Annotated in this window: 16 protein-coding genes; 6 read left to right on the top strand and 10 right to left on the bottom strand. The window is 61.6% G+C overall.

Annotated elements, in window-relative coordinates; translation table 11 throughout:
• Window positions 1-306: 306 nt before the first annotated feature.
• The 5 genes from D7241_RS02905 (at window position 307) to D7241_RS02885 (ending at window position 8,131) form a co-directional block, all read left to right on the top strand.
• Entirely contained in the window at window positions 307-1,599 is a 1,293-nt protein-coding gene (locus D7241_RS02905; RefSeq protein ID WP_408100230.1) for a mechanosensitive ion channel family protein, read from the top strand.
• Window positions 1,600-1,745: 146 nt separating this feature from the next.
• On the top strand, window positions 1,746-2,918 hold the full coding sequence (locus D7241_RS02900) for an efflux RND transporter periplasmic adaptor subunit (RefSeq protein ID WP_408100229.1): 1,173 nt from the start codon (window positions 1,746-1,748) through the stop codon (window positions 2,916-2,918).
• Window positions 2,915-6,076, top strand: a complete 3,162-nt coding sequence (locus D7241_RS02895; RefSeq protein ID WP_408100228.1) for a multidrug efflux RND transporter permease subunit — start codon at window positions 2,915-2,917, stop codon at window positions 6,074-6,076. Before D7241_RS02900 ends, D7241_RS02895 begins: the two co-directional genes overlap by 4 nt.
• Window positions 6,069-7,550: an efflux transporter outer membrane subunit gene (locus D7241_RS02890; RefSeq protein WP_408100227.1), complete on the top strand. Its 1,482-nt coding sequence runs from the start codon at window positions 6,069-6,071 to the stop codon at window positions 7,548-7,550. Before D7241_RS02895 ends, D7241_RS02890 begins: the two co-directional genes overlap by 8 nt.
• A 113-nt stretch (window positions 7,551-7,663) precedes the next feature.
• A complete protein-coding gene (locus tag D7241_RS02885) occupies window positions 7,664-8,131 on the top strand; it encodes a DUF3597 domain-containing protein (RefSeq protein ID WP_408100226.1) in 468 nt (155 codons plus the stop codon).
• Between the two features lie 155 nt (window positions 8,132-8,286).
• Here D7241_RS02885 and D7241_RS02880 read toward each other — a convergent pair whose 3' ends face one another.
• From D7241_RS02880 to D7241_RS02855, 6 genes are all read right to left on the bottom strand, one after another.
• Window positions 8,287-9,099, bottom strand: a complete 813-nt coding sequence (locus D7241_RS02880) for an inositol monophosphatase (RefSeq protein WP_255980784.1) — start codon at window positions 9,097-9,099, stop codon at window positions 8,287-8,289.
• Window positions 9,100-9,295: 196 nt separating this feature from the next.
• Window positions 9,296-9,547, bottom strand: a complete 252-nt coding sequence (locus D7241_RS02875; RefSeq protein WP_255980786.1) for a DUF2789 domain-containing protein — start codon at window positions 9,545-9,547, stop codon at window positions 9,296-9,298.
• A gap of 201 nt (window positions 9,548-9,748) precedes the next feature.
• Window positions 9,749-10,009, bottom strand: coding sequence for a hypothetical protein (locus tag D7241_RS02870; protein ID WP_255980788.1), 261 nt, complete (start codon window positions 10,007-10,009; stop codon window positions 9,749-9,751).
• A 317-nt stretch (window positions 10,010-10,326) separates the two neighbouring features.
• Window positions 10,327-10,746 carry an HPF/RaiA family ribosome-associated protein gene (locus D7241_RS02865; RefSeq protein WP_408100225.1) on the bottom strand — a complete coding sequence of 140 codons (420 nt, stop codon included), beginning with the start codon at window positions 10,744-10,746 and terminating at the stop codon, window positions 10,327-10,329.
• A gap of 152 nt (window positions 10,747-10,898) precedes the next feature.
• A complete protein-coding gene (locus D7241_RS02860) occupies window positions 10,899-11,684 on the bottom strand; it encodes a class I SAM-dependent methyltransferase (RefSeq protein WP_408100224.1) in 786 nt (261 codons plus the stop codon).
• 55 nt (window positions 11,685-11,739) lie between these two features.
• A complete protein-coding gene (locus D7241_RS02855) occupies window positions 11,740-12,432 on the bottom strand; it encodes an extensin family protein (protein ID WP_408100223.1) in 693 nt (230 codons plus the stop codon).
• Between the two features lie 510 nt (window positions 12,433-12,942).
• Here D7241_RS02855 and D7241_RS02850 point away from each other — a divergent pair.
• Window positions 12,943-13,536, top strand: coding sequence for a ZIP family metal transporter (locus D7241_RS02850; RefSeq protein ID WP_408100222.1), 594 nt, complete (start codon window positions 12,943-12,945; stop codon window positions 13,534-13,536).
• Between the two features lie 57 nt (window positions 13,537-13,593).
• Here the strand turns inward: D7241_RS02850 and D7241_RS02845 are convergent, their stop codons facing one another.
• From D7241_RS02845 to adk, 4 genes are all read right to left on the bottom strand, one after another.
• Window positions 13,594-14,463 (bottom strand): DUF72 domain-containing protein, encoded by an 870-nt coding sequence (locus D7241_RS02845; protein ID WP_408100221.1) that lies wholly within the window; start codon window positions 14,461-14,463, stop codon window positions 13,594-13,596.
• 16 nt (window positions 14,464-14,479) lie between these two features.
• Complete coding sequence (locus D7241_RS02840; RefSeq protein ID WP_408100220.1) at window positions 14,480-14,839, bottom strand: hypothetical protein; 360 nt, start codon at window positions 14,837-14,839, stop codon at window positions 14,480-14,482.
• A 63-nt stretch (window positions 14,840-14,902) separates the two neighbouring features.
• A complete protein-coding gene (gene tsaB / locus D7241_RS02835; RefSeq protein WP_408100219.1) occupies window positions 14,903-15,580 on the bottom strand; it encodes a tRNA (adenosine(37)-N6)-threonylcarbamoyltransferase complex dimerization subunit type 1 TsaB in 678 nt (225 codons plus the stop codon).
• Window positions 15,581-15,723: 143 nt separating this feature from the next.
• The gene (gene adk / locus D7241_RS02830; RefSeq protein WP_255980802.1) at window positions 15,724-16,371 is read right to left on the bottom strand and encodes an adenylate kinase; all 648 of its coding nucleotides are present in this window, start codon (window positions 16,369-16,371) and stop codon (window positions 15,724-15,726) included.
• Window positions 16,372-16,551 lie beyond the last annotated feature (180 nt).

The following is a 16,551-nucleotide window of genomic DNA, read 5'->3' as shown; positions in this document are numbered from 1 at the left end:
AACGATCACAGCGTGCCTCAGTCGGAATTAGTGAACCCACTGCAACAGGAGTCATCCTCATGCTGAAGTTTCTGGGCAGCACTATCGGAATCATCTTCCTGATTGGTCTGTTGGTGGTGATCGGCTTGTTCATGCTGGTGTTCTGACACCGCTTGCGCAGTCGACGAACAAGCGCATGCCAATCCGAACCGCAGTTCGTGAATCCGTTACGCCGAACTGACAAGCCATTATCGACAGGCCGCCAAGGCTACCGGTGGTCTGTCTCCTACCTGCAGCAGCACATCGGCCACGCCCGCAGATGACCGAATGCCTTCCATACAAAAGCCGATAACCCTCTCGCAGCCATGTCAGCCGATCTGGCTGGTATTGCTGTCGTTTGTCTGGCTGATCTTGGTGTCGCCACCGTTGCAGGCGCAGGAAAGCGTTGCCACGGTTCGTCTCGATGGCCGCGCCTTGTTCCGCATCGGCCTTAACGAAGAGCTCGAAGCCAAACCGCGGGCCAGAGAAGTCGAAAAGCATCTCGCCGCTGTACTGGAAACGCCCCAAGGCATCACCCGTGCACGAATCAATAAGATTGGCGAGGCGGGCAATAGTCGCCAGATCAGCGTGGCCGGACGACAGCTGGTAACCGTCACGCCAATGGACGCCGACGCTAATGGCAAGACCATCGATACGCTTGCCCAGGAATGGGCCGCGCTTATCGACAGGGCGCTGGTTACGGCAGTAGAGCGCCGGGATTCGGAACGCGGGCGCTTCGTCACATCCGTCCAGGCAAGCGTTGAAATGGCATTTGCCCGCCTGCTCGAATCGGCCATCAATATCATTCCGCGCATCTTGGCGGCGGTGCTGGTACTGCTGCTGTTCTGGGGCCTGGCGACCGCGGTGCGCGCCCTGATGCGAATGGTCTTCAGCCGCGTGGTCAACGACCTGACCGTGGAGAACCTGGTCCGCCAGGTAAGTTATTACACCGTCTGGTTGCTGGGTCTCATCGTGGCGGCGAGTGCTTTCGGGCTGGAACCCAGCACGCTCGCCACCGGCCTGGGCCTGACCAGCCTGGCGCTGGGGTTTGCCCTCAAGGACATTCTCTCCAACTTCGTCAGCGGCTTGCTGATTCTGACACTGCGGCCTTTCGAGCTGGGCGACCAGATCATCATCGGCGAAACCGAAGGCAGCGTGGAGCGCATAGAACTGCGCGCCACGCAGATACGCACTTACGATGGCCGCCGCGTATTGGTGCCGAACGCCGAAACCTTCACATCGCGGGTGACCAATAACACCGCCGCCCCGATCCGTCGCGGCAAGGTGATTTGCAGCCTCGGCTATGAAATCGATATCGGCACAATCAGCCATGTCATGCGTGAGGCTGCGCAGGCCACGGCCGGTGTACTGGCGACGCCGGAAGCCTCGGTGCGGCTCAGCAATCTGGGCCAGACCGAATTGGTGTTCGATGCGGAGTTCTGGTGCGATTCGAGCCGATCGGATTTCGTCATCACCGCCTCCGAAGTGCGCAAAGCTCTGGTTGAAGCCCTGCGCGCCGCCGGTGTTTCACTGCCTGACCAGGCCCGGCAGAACGTGGTGCTGCACGCACCGGACAGCTGATGCCTACCGGCATATCGCTGACTACCAGAGGCGCTTGCTCACGAACGAGACTTTGCCGGAACCGTACCCGCGCCGCTGCGGTCGAGTGTAGGTCCGCGCGCTATACCGCAGCGGGGGCCGTGCGAACGCCAACGAAGGTCAGATTAATGAGGCAGTTACTGCTGAACAGTGCGCTAGTCAGCGTCACGGTGCTATTGCTGGTCGCCTGCTCCGACGACAAGAACGTTGAACAACCTGCACCGCCACCACCCAAGGTGGAGGTCACGACCGTCGATCCTCATCCGGTCGCCAACATCGTCGAACTGCCGGGACGGGTCCAGGCAGTCAGGGTTGCGGAAATCCGCGCGCGGGTCGATGGCATCATCCAGAAACGCCTGTACGAAGAAGGCACGGATGTCGAAGTCGGAACGCCACTGTTCCAGATCGATCCGCGGGAGATGCGCGCCAATCTGAAGGCGGCTCAAGCGGCGCTGGAGCGCGCCGAAGCCACCGCGCAGAACGCCGCACAGGATGTGAAACGCTATAAGGGACTGGTGGCCAAACAGGCGATCAGCCAGCTGGAATACGATACCGCCCTGGCCACGCTGCGGACGGCCAGAGCAGACGTCTCACAGGCCCAGGCGAACGTTCAATCGGCTGAGCTGAACCTGGAGTACACCCGAGTCGAATCGCCGATCGAAGGCCGTGCAGGCCGTGCGCAGGTCACCGAAGGCGCGCTGGTGAGCGGCACCAACGGCACCCTGCTGACCACCGTGGATCAGTTCGATCCGGTCTACGTGAATTTCTCCCAATCCAGTTCCAATCTGCTGCGGATCCGCGCGCAAATTGCCTCGGGCGCGTTGACGCTGCCGGAGCAAGACCGCTTCGAGGTGAAACTGATACTGGAAAATGGCAATGAGTATCCGCACCCCGGCTACATCGACTTCTACGCCATGAGCATCGACGAAACCACTGGCACCGTGGCTGTACGCGCCGAGTTTCCCAACCCGGACAGATTGTTGCTGCCTGGCCAGTTCGTTCGCGCCAGGATAAGTGCCGGCACTCGCCCGAACGGTGTGCTGATTCCGCAGCGCGCGGTGATGGTCAACGAGCGCGGTGCCCGCGTGCTGCTGGTCGGTGAGGATGGCAAGGTCGCCACGCGGGATATCGAACTGGGTGAACTGCATGGCAGCAACTGGGTAATACGCGACGGTCTGCGAGCCGGCGACCGCGTCATAGTCGAGGGTGGACAGAATGCGCGCGACGGCCAGCCGGTGCACATGGTGCCTTATAGCGGCCCAGAGGATGGCGCCCCGCCCACCGGGCCTTCTCAACAATGACGCCAACATTTTTCATACGTCGCCCCATATTCGCCTGGGTCATTGCGTTGGGCATTTTTCTAGGTGGAGCGCTCGCTCTGCGGAGCCTGCCAATTGAACAGTACCCGTCGATCGCGCCGCCCGTGCTCAATATCAACGTCACCTACCCCGGCGCAGACGCCTCGGTACTGGAAACCAACGTTACCCAGGTGATCGAAGAGGAGCTCAATGGAGTCGACGGTTATCTGTATCTGGATTCGACCAGCCGGTCGAACGGCAGCGCGTCGATCGAGCTTACCCTGGAGCCCGGTACTGACATCGACGTCGCGCAGATGGAAGTACAGAACCTGCTGACCCGCGTCGAACAGCGTCTCCCTGAAGAGGTTCGGCGCCAGGGCATTCGCGTATTCCAGGCTTCGTCCAACTTTCTACTGATTGTGTCGATCAACTCGAAAAGCGGCGCAATGAGCAGCCTGGAGCTGGGCCATTTCGCTACTACCAACATCGTTGACGAGTTACGTCGCGTAGAAGGGGTTGGCGATATCCGCGACTTCTACACGCCTTACGCCATGCGCATCTGGCTTGATCCTGACCGCATGGCGAGCTTCAATATTTCCGCCAGTGAGGTGCTGGCGCAAGTGCAGGAACAAAACAGCGAGGCCGCAGGTGGCTCCATAGGTGCCCTGCCGCTGAGCGAAGGCACCGATATCAATGCGCCTATCGAGACGCAAGGGCGCTTCAGCTCACCGGAGGAGTTCGAAAACATCATCCTGCGGGCCGATCCGGATGGTTCGGCGGTGCGCCTGGGCGACGTGGCGCGGGTGGAACTTGGCGCCGAAGACTACACAACAAAGAGCGAACTGAACGGCCAGCCCACAGCCGGCCTGGCCATTCAGCTTGCACCAGGAGCCAACTCGCTGGATACGGCCAATGGCATCAAGCAACGGATGGCCGAGCTCGAGTCGAGTTTTCCCGATGATGTCGCCTGGTCAATCCCCTACGACTCCACGCCTTTCATTTCGGCCTCGATCAAAGAGGTGCTGGTAACGCTGGGTCAGGCAATGATTCTGGTGATATTGGTCATGCTGCTATTTCTGCAGAACTGGCGCACCACGATCATCCCCACCATCATCATTCCCATCACGCTGACAGGCACCTGCCTTGGGCTTTGGCTGGCAGGTTTTTCCATTAATCTGCTCAGCCTGTTCGGCATGGTGCTGGCCATCGGCACATTGGTGGACGACGCTATCGTTGTAGTAGAGAACGTTACACGGATCATGGATGAAGAAAAGCTGTCGCCCTCCGAGGCGACGGTAAAAGCCATGGGGCAGGTAACCGCGCCGGTCATCGGTACCACGCTCGTGCTGATCGCCGTATTCGTGCCACTTGCCTTCTTTCCTGGCTCCACCGGCGCCATCTATCGACAGTTCGCGGTGACACTTTCTATCGCGGTAGCGATCTCGACCCTGCTCGCCCTCACGCTTACGCCGGCCCTTTGCGCGACTGTGCTGAAGCCCCGCGCGAACGAATCGGGGAAGCGTGGATGGAGCCAACGCATTTTCGGGCCTTTCAACCGCGGGCTCGACCGCACGACACGCCACTACCACCATGCCGTTAGCGGCGTTCTCGCAAGGCCGCTTTGGTTTCTGTTGCCGTTTGCGGCGTTGATGGTGATCACCGCCTTCCTGTTCCTGCGCATGCCCGGCGCCTTCCTGCCGGACGAGGATCAAGGTTCGGTGATGACGGTCGTACAGGCGCCGCCTGGTTCCACCGTCAAGCGCACCACCGAGGCAGTGGAGCAGGTCAGTGCGTTCTATGCCGAACAGCCGCATGTGGCGAATACGCTCGTCGTCTATGGTTTCAGTTTTTTCGGCCAGGGCCAGGCCAACGCGATGGCCTTCGTCACGCTGACGCCATGGGACGATCGACCTGAAGAGGAGCAAAGCGCACCGACACTGGTGCGGCAGGCCATGGGCGCGTTCTCGCAGATCACAGAAGCGAGTGTCTTTGCGCTGAATCCACCGTCTATTCCCTCGCTCGGTGTCTCCGGCGGGTTCACCTTCAAGCTGGAGGATCGCGGCAATAACGGCTATCAGGCGTTGGTCGATGCGCGGGACCGGTTAATCGGGGAAGGAAACCAAAGCGCGATACTCGAAGGGGTGCGGCCCGAAGGGGCTGATGACGCTCCCCGGCTGCGCGTGGATGTCGACCGGATCAAGGCCCGCGCGCTGGGGCTTTCGATCGCCGAGGTCAACACCACCCTGAGCACTCACTTCGGCAGTGCCTATGCCAATGACTTCAACCTCGACGGCCGCGTGTTGCAAGTGCTGTTGCAGGCCGATTCGCCCTATCGCATGACACCTGAGGATGTGCTCAATCTCAAGGTCCTCAACGAACAGGGCGAGAACGTGCCTTTTGGGGCCTTCGCCACGGTGAGATGGACGCAGGGGCCGACCCAACTGGTGCGCTACAACGGCTACCCGGCCATGACTATTTCAGGCAACGCCGCGAATGGCCGTACCACTGGCGAGGCCATGGAAGAGATGGAACGGTTGGCCGGCGAGTTGCCGGATGGTTTCGCCTTCGAGTGGACCGGAATTTCCTATGAAGAGCAGCAGGCGTCCGGACAGGTGGGCATGCTGCTGGGTCTTTCACTCCTGATGGCGCTAATGGTGCTGGCGGCGCTCTATGAAAGCTGGACGGTGCCCATCGCCGTGCTGCTGGTGGTGCCGTTCGGCGCGCTCGGCGCGGTGCTGTTCGCAATGCTTCGCGATCTACCGGCGGATGTGTATTTCAACGTCGGCCTGGTGACCATCATTGGCCTGTCGGCCAAGAACGCCATCCTCATCGTCGAATTCGCCATCGAAGAGGAAGGCCACGGGAAAAACCTCACCGATGCGGTGATGAACGCGGTACGGCTGCGCTTCCGGCCGATCCTGATGACCTCGCTGACCTTCATCCTCGGCATGCTGCCGCTGGTGCTCTCCACCGATGCCGGGGCGGCCGGTCGCGTGGCGGTCGGTACCGGCGTGATGGGCGGAATGATCGTCGCCACCCTCCTCGGGCTGTTCTACATACCGCTGTTCTACCTCAGCGTACGCCGCTGGCTGAGCAGGCATCGACCGCCTACCAGCGAAGACATGGTTCGCAAACACGACGAGGAGCCGGACCATGCGTAGGCCCGCGTCGGTGCTACTGGTCAGCCTGCTTGCCGGATGCCAGTTCGCACCGCCCCATGAGCGTCCCAAATCGCCAACCGCGCCGCGCTATCCACAGGCGTACAACAGCGACGCAGGGGGTGTCGCTCCGGCGAGTATTGGCTGGCGCGACTTTCTGCTCGACCCTCGCCTGCAGGTGCTCATCGAATCGGCATTAGAGCGCAATCGCGACCTGCAAGTGGCCGTGGAAAGGATCGAAGAAGCGCGCGGGCAGTTTCGTGTTCAGGACGCGGATCGCTACCCCAGCCTCGGTCTCAATGCCGATGCCAGCCGTGGCCGCTTTCCCACCGGAGCCAGTGGCGCACTGGGCACTTCTGCAGGCACAGGCGCCGGGGCTGGCGGCGCACAAGGTAGCAGTGCCGCCGCCGGGGGCGCCGGTGTGATCGAACGTTACTCGCTGGGCATTGGCATCACTGCCTTCGAGCTGGACTTCTGGGGCCGCGTGCGCAATCTCAGCGAAGCGGCAAGGGCGCAGTACCTGGCCACCGTCGAGGCGCAGCGGGCGTTTCGTTTGTCGTTGATCGCCGATGTCAGTGCCACCTATCTGGCGGTGCGCGAGGCCGACGAGCGTATCGCACTGGCGGAGGCTACCGTACGCAGTCGCCGCGACGGCCTGCGCATCGCCCAGGTACGCTTCGATGCGGGCATTACCTCGGCGCTGGATTTCAACCAGGCCCAGGCCCTGCTCACCCAGGCCGAAACCGAGCTGGCCGCGCTGCGCCTCACCCGTGCGCAACAGCTGAATTTCCTGACTCAGCTGATCGGCGGCGAACCGCCCGCCCCGTTACCGGACGCCAACGCGTTGGCGCGGCAAACCAACCCGGTCACGCTGGCTGCAGGCCTGCCATCGGAACTGCTGCTGGTGCGCCCCGACATTCTCGCTGCCGAAGAACAGTTACGTGCGGCCCGCGCGAACATTGGCGTTGCACGCGCCGCGTTCTTCCCACAAGTGTCGCTGACCGGCAGTGCCGGCTATGCCTCTACGGAACTGAACAACCTGATCGGCAGCGATAACCGCACCTGGAGCATCGGTCCGTCAATCAGCCTGCCGCTGTTCGACTTCGGTCGGAACCGTGGCAACCTGACCGTCGCCGAAGCGCGCGAGAATATCGCCATCGCCGAATACGAGCGCGCTATCGAAGTGGCCTTCCGGGAGGTGGCCGATGCCCTTGCGGGTCGCCGATACCTGGCCGAGCAGGTCGCGGCGCAGCAGGAAAACGTTGCTACGCTGCGGCGCATCGCAGAGCTGGCTCAGGAGCGCTATGCCGAAGGCGTGGTGAATTATCTGGAAGTCCTCGACGCCGAACGCAACCGCTTCGATGCCGAGCAGGCTCTCATTCAGGTGCAACGCGCGCAGGTGCAGAACCTGATCGAACTCTACGTAGCCCTCGGCGGCGGCACGGCCTCAACGGCCAATGAAACCGCCGCACGTTAGCTGGCCTCACCAGACGGACGGTTGTTGCTACGCACCGCTTCCGACCTGCGGGATTGAATGTCCTGCCCGCAACAAGAGTCAAACAGCTACCTACATCAACCGAGGATCATGCAATGGGCCTGTTCGACACGATCAAGGACAAATTGGGCATGGGCGGCGTCAGTAACGAGGCGCACAAACCCGTCGACCCGAACAACACGCCGAACCAGCACGCGCCGGATACGATCGTCGACTCCGAACGCCCAACGGCCGCTCACAACGCCACCACCACCCCGCCAGGCGCCGGACCGAGCAATGAGGCGGGAGGCCCGACGACCGCCGCGGTAGACGTCCCGGCCAAGCTCGACGGCATGGCCGCGAATCACCCCGAGCAGTTGAACTGGCGCACCTCGATTGTCGATCTGCTCAAGTTGCTGGGTCTGGATAGCAGCCTGGAGTCACGCAAGGAGCTGGCAACCGAGCTGGGTTGCCCGCAGGACAAGATGGCCGACTCAGCGCAGATGAATACCTGGCTGCACCGCACGGTGATGCACAAGCTCGCCGAACATGGCGGCACCGTTCCACCCGAACTGCGTACCTGAGGAAAACCTGCTCGGTTCCGTGCGGTCGTTGCTTGGCCGCTGATGGCGAACTGGCAACAAACGCTTCGCCAGCAAGCTGGCTCCTACGAAAGCCATCCTGTAGGAGCGAGCTCGCTCGCGAACCGGCATTAAAACTTCGCAGCAAAAGATCGAGTTCAGCCGTCCAGCGAAGGTCCGATCATTTCCGCCAACTGCGGGTACACGCCCGGACACGCGACAAGATAAGGATTGCCAAGCAGCAACCCATCGTTACGGAAGAAGTCATTCACTCGTCCGCCCGCTTCTTTCACCAGCACCAACCCAGCCATGCAGTCCCAGCTCTTGAGCTCGGTCTCGTAGTAGCCGAGCAGGCGCCCGGCCGCTACGTAAGCCGTCATCAGCGCACCGGAACCGTTGCGGAAGAACATGCCGCCTTCGGCCAACAGCTTTTCCAGAAAGGGAATGAAGTGCTCCTTGCCGCGCGGGTGGAAGGTGCCGGTCGCGGTCACGCCCTGTCCCACATGAGTCGCGCCGCTGACTTTCAGCGGCGTGTCATTGACGAAAGCGCCCTGGCCCAGACATCCATGGAACAGCTCGTCGTGGTTGGGATCGGCAATCGCGCCCAGGTGCGGTTCGCCGTCGATCAGCAGGCCGATCGACACGCACCAGTTATGCAGCCCGTTGACGAAGCAGGCCGTGCCATCAATGGGGTCAATTACCCACACGCAACGGGCGCCCAAATCAGCCGAGCCACTCTCCTCGCCGAGAAAGCCATCCTCGGGAAAGCGTTCACCAAGCCGAGCGCGAATGAAATCTTCGATCTGTTTGTCGGCGATGCTCACTACATCCTGTAGATCGTCACCCTTGTGTTCGACGGTCAGGGTGTTGCGCTTTCGGTAGTACTCCATGCCCAATTGCGCCGCCTCGAGGGCGAGGGCTTTGGCGCAGGCGTAGCGCGCGTCGATATCGAGTGGTCGCTCGGAACTCATGGCTTTCCTATGGAGGGGCTGCGCAATTGCGCGGAACGGCGGATTTTAGTGAATCGTGCGAAACAGGCATACCGAACAGGACGCCGCAGCCCTACTTGTCCACTACGGCGCTGTTCCGCCTGACGCGTTACGCCACGGCAAGACTTCAGCTATCGAACCGATATGTCAGTGATGCATTCATTCGGTCCGAGGCGATTCAGGACAGCTCGTCACCCTGCTCATGCAACCGTACATTGAGCTCATCGACGATTGGCGCCCATTCAGCGTCGTCCATCAGCTGCTCCTTGAGAAACGAGCCTTGCGCCTCGTTCCAGAATGGCGCTTCGGAGACCTTGATATGGTTGGGTATAGGCCGGTGACTGGCGATGAAGGCATCAATGCTGGCCGGATCCGAGGGCAGCCCCAGTTGTTCGAAGAGAGTACCGAGATCTTTATTGGGTAGTTCCATGAAGGGCTCCGTCAGGCTATCGAGAATACCGAAGCGCCTTTCTGGCGATCCGGCTGTTCTTAGATAGAGAGGATCGGACCGCACTCAGTTCAACCCGGCTTCTGGCGATCACGTTTCAGAACGGAGTCAGCCACGAGCAATGACAAACGAGACGCTGAAAAGCCTGCCACACCTGAGACGGCGCGACAGGCATGAAGAGAATTACGCCGCCTTGTCGAACAGCTGCCTTCCCTGACCCAGATATTGATCTACGAGCCACTTGCCATGCGCGATGGATGCCCGTTGCGCTTGTTCGAGTTCCGCCATGAAAGCGTGTCCGACAGGGAGCGCCATACGCCGGGTGGTCTGCCCCTGAAGATTGCTTATTCGGCAACCGCCGGCCCAGGGAGTTGGTGTGCCCGGATGCTCCATTACTTCGGCGGTAATGACGTGATCGCGGTATTCGCATTGCATCATGGTCATGGTGTCACCTCACTAGCTGATGGCAATGGGCGGCCACTCGAGCCCTTCCCACGCGCTTGGTCCCCCTCTCGTCAAGGTCTGCCGCGAGCCTAGCGCGCCAGCATTCGGCGCTCCTCGTGCAGTACCTCAAAGGGGTATAGCACAGGCGCCAGGGATCGATAGGCCCGGTGGTCGTGTTATCGATAATCGGGCAGCGATAGGATCAGGTGGGTTGAGCGATAACTGAAGCGAAGGCAGGCACCGCGGGACGATGCCTGCCTGTTTCGATGGGAGATGCTATTCGTCCGAGTTCGCACGGACGGTAAACAGCCGGCGGTTCAGGAGGTGCGCAGTTGCTCGTCGGCGAGGAAGTCTTCCTCCAGCAGTGCATCCCGACCTTCGATCTCAAGGGTCTCGCCTTCCATTGGCGTCGGCGCCGATACCCGCTTGCTTCGCAGCTTGCCGAATTGATGTCTGAGGGCGTTGTTGAGTTTATCGATAGCGCCGTCGACCGCCAGTTCAAGGGATGCCGCCTTGTGCGTAACGGAAAGAGGCTGCTGGCCTTTCGGCCGGGCCTCGATCTGGCATCGTTTGTCGTGGGCACCGGCTTTGATGCCGTTCTCGTCGTTCAGATGCACAACGACGCGGGTGACTTCGTCGTCGAATCTATCCAGCTTGTCGGCAACATTGCCGCTGACCCAGTCCACAAGACGGGCGCTTCCTTCGATGTGGTTATCGCTATGTACTTGGATCTGCATATGCTCTTCCTTCTACGCGATCTAGGTAACCACCGTTCAGCCACAAACGGCCTGAACTAGGAATGCCACTCTTGGCGAGATTAAGCAAGACCAACGCAACGGTACTTGCCGGGCAGCGGGCAACCAGCGGCGGCACTGGCGACTCCGGTGGATTACTGCCCGGCAGGTAGCAGCTTCTTCTTCGGGTAGATGTCGTAGCGGCTGGACTTGCCTTCCAGGCTGTAGCCGGGCTTGGGGCCGTCGACGGCAGGCGCCTTGCGCGGGCGCTTCACCACGACGCGGTGGCTGGCCAATGCCAGCGCCTGTTCGAGCAGTGCGCCGGCGTCCAGATCGTCTCCGACGAAGGGCCGGAACAGTCGCATCTCCTTTTTCACCAGCGCGCTCTTTTCCCGGTGCGGAAACATCGGATCGAGATAGATGACCTGCGGCGGTTCGCCCTGCCATTGCCTCATCAGCTCGATGGCATTGCCCTGACGCAAGCACATGCGTTCGACGATAGGACGCACTTCGGCATCCTCGCGACCACGCGCCAGGCCATCCTCCAGCAGCGCGGCGACCAGCGGCTGACGCTCGAACAGGATCATTTCGCAGCCCAGCGTCGCCAGCACGAAGGCATCGCGCCCAAGCCCGGCCGTAGCGTCCAGTACGCGGGGACGAATACCGGGCTGGATACCGACCGCCTTGGCGATCATCTGCCCGCTGCCGCCACCGAACTGACGACGATGTGCGGCGCCGCCTTCGATGAAATCCACCCGAACCGGACCCGGAGCCTGTGCGCCGAGCAGCTGTAGCTGCAGCCCGGACTCGCCCAGTTGCAAGGCAAATTCCGCTTCATCCGCATGGCCCGGCAAGCCCAGTCGCGACGCCCAGGCCTCGGCCCGCTCAGCGAACTGCGGAGCAAGGGCTTCTACACGGACCAATGGAAGGGAAGCAGTCATGGGCAGCTCGGTGATGGAAAACGCCGCATTCTGCCAGAGCCGGCGCTGGCATGCCTCAGCGGCACATGCCAAAGCCGCCCATGTCCACATGGAAATGATCGTGATGGGCGGCGTTGTATTCGGGGCTCAGGGTAATCTTGAACGCATCACAGGCGGCCGCCTTGACCTGCCGGAGGAAGCGCGCCTTGTCATCGTCGCCCTTCCAGTCGCGGGCGACGGTGATCCGCGTGCCGTCTTGCAGCCGGAAACCTGCCAGATCCAATGCGTTGGCCGACGCGTGCTGGCTGCGCCTGTTACTTCGGGCGATATTCCGGCAGGCGAAGCTGCCGAAGTGATCGACGCGCACCACCGGCTGGCCGAACACCTGCTGCGCCGCCGGCTGCAAACCATGCCGCTCGAACAGCGCATAAGCCGCCGCCAGAGGACAGGTGGCAAGGAACGCACCGTTGAAGCGCACCGCCGATCCGGTGACACGTACCGCGTTCTCCACTGGGCAGCCCGCTTGCGGTGTGCTGTCGGGCACGGCGACATACTTGAGATCCGAGGTCGTCAGTGCCTGCTCGCAGAGGGCACGGTCGCCCTGCAGACGCTGCAGTTTGAACGACGTCAGCAGGTTCGGCGTCTCGCGGATATCCAGCGGCGCCCAGGGGTTCCATTTCGCGGGGACATCAACGTGACCGCGCCATACCGCGTAGATGAACCCGGCGAATGCGAGCAGTAGTAACAGGAAGAAACGGCCAAAAGTCATGCTGGGTTTGGCAACGCGAGCGGTTCAAGGTTGCAAACCCCTTCGCCGGCTTGCCGGCCCCTTCGTATCGCTTTGGGAGCGCCGGGTTAGCGGTGATTAAGGCGCAGACAACCAGGCCGTTCACGTATAGACGCGTTTTGCAGACCGATGGCTCAGTGCCCGTGCGGCGGTCGTAAACAGTGCCACGCTGTACAAATGGTTTCGCTGGCGGGGGCAGAATCACTCCTCCGCTTTCAACACTTTTCCCTTTGCAGGCGGTCCATGCTTCTGAGTCCCGTCATCATGTCGTGCCAAACAGGCTGCATGCACCGCGCATCACGACCAGTCATTTGAAGAAGGAGCGCGCGAGTGCCGAGTTGGTTAGAGGCGGGTCTGTGGGGTCTGCTCGCCGGGGGCGCCCTGCTCCTGGGCGCCGGAACCGGCTTTTTTGTTAGGGTGCCCCAGCGCCTCGTGGCCGCGATAATGGCATTCGGCAGCGGCGTCCTGATTTCCGCATTGTCGTTCGAACTGATGGATGAAGCGTTCAAACGTGGCGGTCTCGATTCAACCAGCCTGGGATTTCTCGCCGGGGCGCTGGTCTACACAACCGCGAGTTGGGGGTTGTCCCGGTATGGCGCGAAACATCGTAAGCGCTCCGGCGGCCAACAAGCGTCGGAAAAGGACCAGGCAGGAAGCGGCCTGTCGATTGCGCTCGGCGCGTTGCTCGATGGTATTCCAGAGTCCATCGTTATCGGTCTGAGCCTGTTGCAAGGCGGCGCGGTCAGCCTGGTTGCCGTCGCCGCCATCTTTTTGTCGAACCTCCCCGAAGGACTTTCGAGCGCCGTCGGCATGAAAAAGGCTGGCCGACACGCAGGCTATGTTTTTGGCGTTTGGGGCGGCATCGCGCTCGCTTCGGGTCTTGCCTCGATCGCCGGCTACGTGCTCTTCGCCGGCAGCTCGCCAGATATGGTGGCGGCCACGACGGCGATCGCCGCTGGCGCCATTCTGGCCATGCTGGTGGATACCATGATCCCCGAAGCATTCGATGAGACCCACAATTTCGCCGGGCTAATCACTGTCGTGGGCTTCCTTGCCGCATTCGCGCTGAGCAAGCTGGGCGGCTGATACGTTAACGGCGGTCGGCTCCCCGCTCGCTGCCGACTATCGTCACGCAGCACTTGATCAGCCTTCGTCTTCAAGCAGCGACAGCTGAGACTCGCTCTGCAGTGCAGGAGCTGCCAGCGGCGGCAGGCCTGGCAGGCGCACTGCGAGCCGGTCATGGAAGCGCATGGCCAGATCGGGCGCCAGACGATTGTCTGGCGTGTGCAAGTAAACATGCGGGCGCTTACCCGACTCGATCCATCCCGCGACTTTCTCCAGCCAGGGCGCGAGAAAGCGATCATTGGCTTCCAACTCAGGGTGACCGACGAAGCGCAGCTGTGGCGACTCGCTGAAGGCAGCGGGCCGAACGGGCAGGCGTGGCTTTTTGCTTTGCGCATGCAGTAACGCCGGATCGCGTGACTGGCAGCTGAACAGCGCACGGGTATCCATGCAGATACGCTCCACGCCACGCTCGAGCAACAATCGATTGAGCGCACGCTCCTCCTCACCCTTCGCGAAAAAGTCGGTGTGGCGCACTTCGACGGCGAGCGGTCGGTTCAGCGTCTCGATCAGATACGCCAGTTCGCCGAGGCGAGCCGGGCCAAAGCTGGCCGGCAGCTGCAACCAGAACGGGGCGACTCGTTGGCCCAGCGGTGCAAGCAGCGAACGGAACGCCAGGATCAGCTCCGACACCTCGTGCAGATTCGATGCCTGACTGATTTCTCGAGGAAGCTTGGCGCAAAAGCGAAACCCTTCGGGCATCAAGGTCGCCCAACGTTCGATCTTCTGCGCCGACGGCCAGGCGTATAGCGTCGTGTTGCCCTCAACGGTGTTGAAGACTGAGCAGTAATGGGAAAGAAAACCGGTAGCCGGCAGCCCAGACGGATAGAGCGAACCGCGCCAGGCGGCATCATTCCACGAAGGGCAACCGAGAAAATAGGGAAGACTCAATGGGATTGGCTACGCCTCAAGCGTAGAGATCCAGACCAAGCACTTCATGGGCATCGATATCGGCGCTGAAACTGGCGGTGGTGCCATAACTTTGCAGTGCTTGCGTCGCACGGTTGGTCAGCGGGCGCTCCATCATCGCCTCGAAGCGCGCCGGCATGAAATCGCCGGACACCACCGAGGTGTAATCGGTGGGCTCGCTCTGGGTGCGTCGGGAGAGATGTTCGTAGGTTGAATCAGCCTGGCCGGCCGGGACGACGTTGGACTTGCGCGCCTGCTCGGCCGCCTTTTCGCTTTCGCGATAGGGTACGGGCGCGTTTTCCCGTGGGGAAACGCGTTCGATGGGATAGGCTGAGGGAGCAAGACCGTTGAGGCGCATCATTCACCTGTACGAAGTGATACCGACTCTAGCGAGCCGCCCAGGGATTGGCAATGCCGTCCGTCACCGCGCGGTCTTCGGCGTGGCGACGTTGTCCCGCAGGTAGATCGGCTGCGCCTGATCGGCCTCCAGCGCTTCCCCTCGCTGCCAGGCAAAACCGGCTAACCGAAGCAGGTCTTCCGCATGCGGCAGCAGCGCAGCATCGGTCGCTGCCGGGCTGACGGCGATACGTGCACCATAGCCCCACCCAGTGCCGGCACCGAACCACGGCCCCTCGCTACCACGCGGCAAGCTGGCCTGTTCCGGTGGCAGCACCGCTTCGATACCCGCCAATTGCATCTCGCCTCCATGGAGTCGATAGCAGCCCCAGTAAACCTCGTCCATACGCGCGTCGATCGCTGTGGCTACTTGCTCAGCGCCGTGTTCACGATGCGCGCGTTGGGCGATGGTGGCCAAGGTCGACACCGGCAGCACCGGACGTTGCAGCGCGAACGCCAACCCCTGAACCACGCCGACAGCGATGCGCACCCCCGTGAAAGCACCCGGACCACGACCAAACGCCAGGGCATCGACTGCCGATAAAGCGATGCCGGCCTCGCCCAGCAGGGCCTGGATCATCGGCAGCAGCCGTTGCGCATGCAGCCGCGGGATCACCTCGTAATGGCTCAGCATGCGGCCGTCATGCAGCAGCGCGACGGAGCAGGCTTCAGTGGCGGTATCCAAGGCCAACAGCGTGGTCATCGGCGGTTCCGGTCAGTCGAAAAAGGGCGGCGATTGTAGCAGCTGCGCGCCATGCCAGATCCTTTATGGACAACTCGGCTAGACGTGAATGCGATGCAAACGAAAACGGCCCGCAAGCGGGCCGTTCAGTTTGCCTAGGTGAATCAGCTGAGCGCAGCCAGCACCTTGGCGGTGATCTCTTCTACCGAGCCGACGCCTTCGACGCGGCTGCACTTGGGGGTGCCCTGGGCGGCTTCGAGGTTCTGGTAGAAGGCTACCAGCGGCTTGGTCTGCGAGTGGTAGAGGCTCAGACGGTGACGAACGGTTTCTTCCAAGTCGTCCTTGCGCTGGATCAATTCTTCGCCGGTGAGGTCATCGATGCCGGTCACTTTCGGCGGGTTGTGCTCGGTGTGGTAAACACGCCCCGAAGCAGCGTGTACCCAGCGGCCAGAAAGACGACCGACGATCTCTTCGTCGTCTACGGCAATTTCCAGTACGTGGTCGAGCTTCACTCCGGCGTCGCGCAGTGCTTCGGCTTGCGGAATGGTGCGCGGGAAGCCATCGAAGAGGAAGCCGTTGGTGCAATCGGCCTGCTGCAGACGCTCCTGAATCAGCGCAATGATGATCTCGTCGGAAACCAGACCACCGCTTTCCATCACGTCCTTGACCTGCAGCCCCAGCGGCGAACCGGCCTTGACCGCTGCGCGCAACATGTCACCGGTGGAAATTTGCGGGATGGCGAATTTCTCGGTAATGAAGCGTGCCTGTGTGCCTTTCCCGGCACCGGGTGCTCCCAGCAAAATTACGCGCATGGATGAGTCCTCAAGTTTGCAAAGGGATGCCGCCAGGGCCGATTGACTGCAACCCTACCGCTGGCGAATCAAAAATTCTGGTTTGCCGCCATGCGACAAAAGGTTGAACACGATACACAGCGCACAGAATGCAGACAAGCAGACCCCACCGCGCTGCTCATGGGCGGTTTATCGGCACAT

Origin of the sequence: Stutzerimonas sp. VN223-3 (assembly GCF_045999685.1) — a bacterium.
GTDB lineage: Bacteria > Pseudomonadota > Gammaproteobacteria > Pseudomonadales > Pseudomonadaceae > Stutzerimonas > Stutzerimonas stutzeri_AR.
This window is presented reverse-complemented; position numbering and strand designations above follow the sequence as displayed.

Coding starts and splice junctions, on each gene's coding strand:
- D7241_RS02885 (WP_408100226.1), top strand. CDS start 7,664: ATGGGCCTGTTCGACACGATCAAGGACAAATTGGGCATGGGCGGCGTC.
- D7241_RS02900 (WP_408100229.1), top strand. CDS start 1,746: ATGAGGCAGTTACTGCTGAACAGTGCGCTAGTCAGCGTCACGGTGCTA.
- D7241_RS02865 (WP_408100225.1), bottom strand. CDS start 10,746: ATGCAGATCCAAGTACATAGCGATAACCACATCGAAGGAAGCGCCCGT.
- D7241_RS02860 (WP_408100224.1), bottom strand. CDS start 11,684: ATGACTGCTTCCCTTCCATTGGTCCGTGTAGAAGCCCTTGCTCCGCAG.
- D7241_RS02855 (WP_408100223.1), bottom strand. CDS start 12,432: ATGACTTTTGGCCGTTTCTTCCTGTTACTACTGCTCGCATTCGCCGGG.
- D7241_RS02905 (WP_408100230.1), top strand. CDS start 307: ATGCCTTCCATACAAAAGCCGATAACCCTCTCGCAGCCATGTCAGCCG.
- tsaB (WP_408100219.1), bottom strand. CDS start 15,580: ATGACCACGCTGTTGGCCTTGGATACCGCCACTGAAGCCTGCTCCGTC.
- D7241_RS02880 (WP_255980784.1), bottom strand. CDS start 9,099: ATGAGTTCCGAGCGACCACTCGATATCGACGCGCGCTACGCCTGCGCC.
- D7241_RS02840 (WP_408100220.1), bottom strand. CDS start 14,839: ATGCGCCTCAACGGTCTTGCTCCCTCAGCCTATCCCATCGAACGCGTT.
- D7241_RS02890 (WP_408100227.1), top strand. CDS start 6,069: ATGCGTAGGCCCGCGTCGGTGCTACTGGTCAGCCTGCTTGCCGGATGC.
- D7241_RS02875 (WP_255980786.1), bottom strand. CDS start 9,547: ATGGAACTACCCAATAAAGATCTCGGTACTCTCTTCGAACAACTGGGG.
- D7241_RS02850 (WP_408100222.1), top strand. CDS start 12,943: ATGGATGAAGCGTTCAAACGTGGCGGTCTCGATTCAACCAGCCTGGGA.
- D7241_RS02895 (WP_408100228.1), top strand. CDS start 2,915: ATGACGCCAACATTTTTCATACGTCGCCCCATATTCGCCTGGGTCATT.
- adk (WP_255980802.1), bottom strand. CDS start 16,371: ATGCGCGTAATTTTGCTGGGAGCACCCGGTGCCGGGAAAGGCACACAG.
- D7241_RS02870 (WP_255980788.1), bottom strand. CDS start 10,009: ATGACCATGATGCAATGCGAATACCGCGATCACGTCATTACCGCCGAA.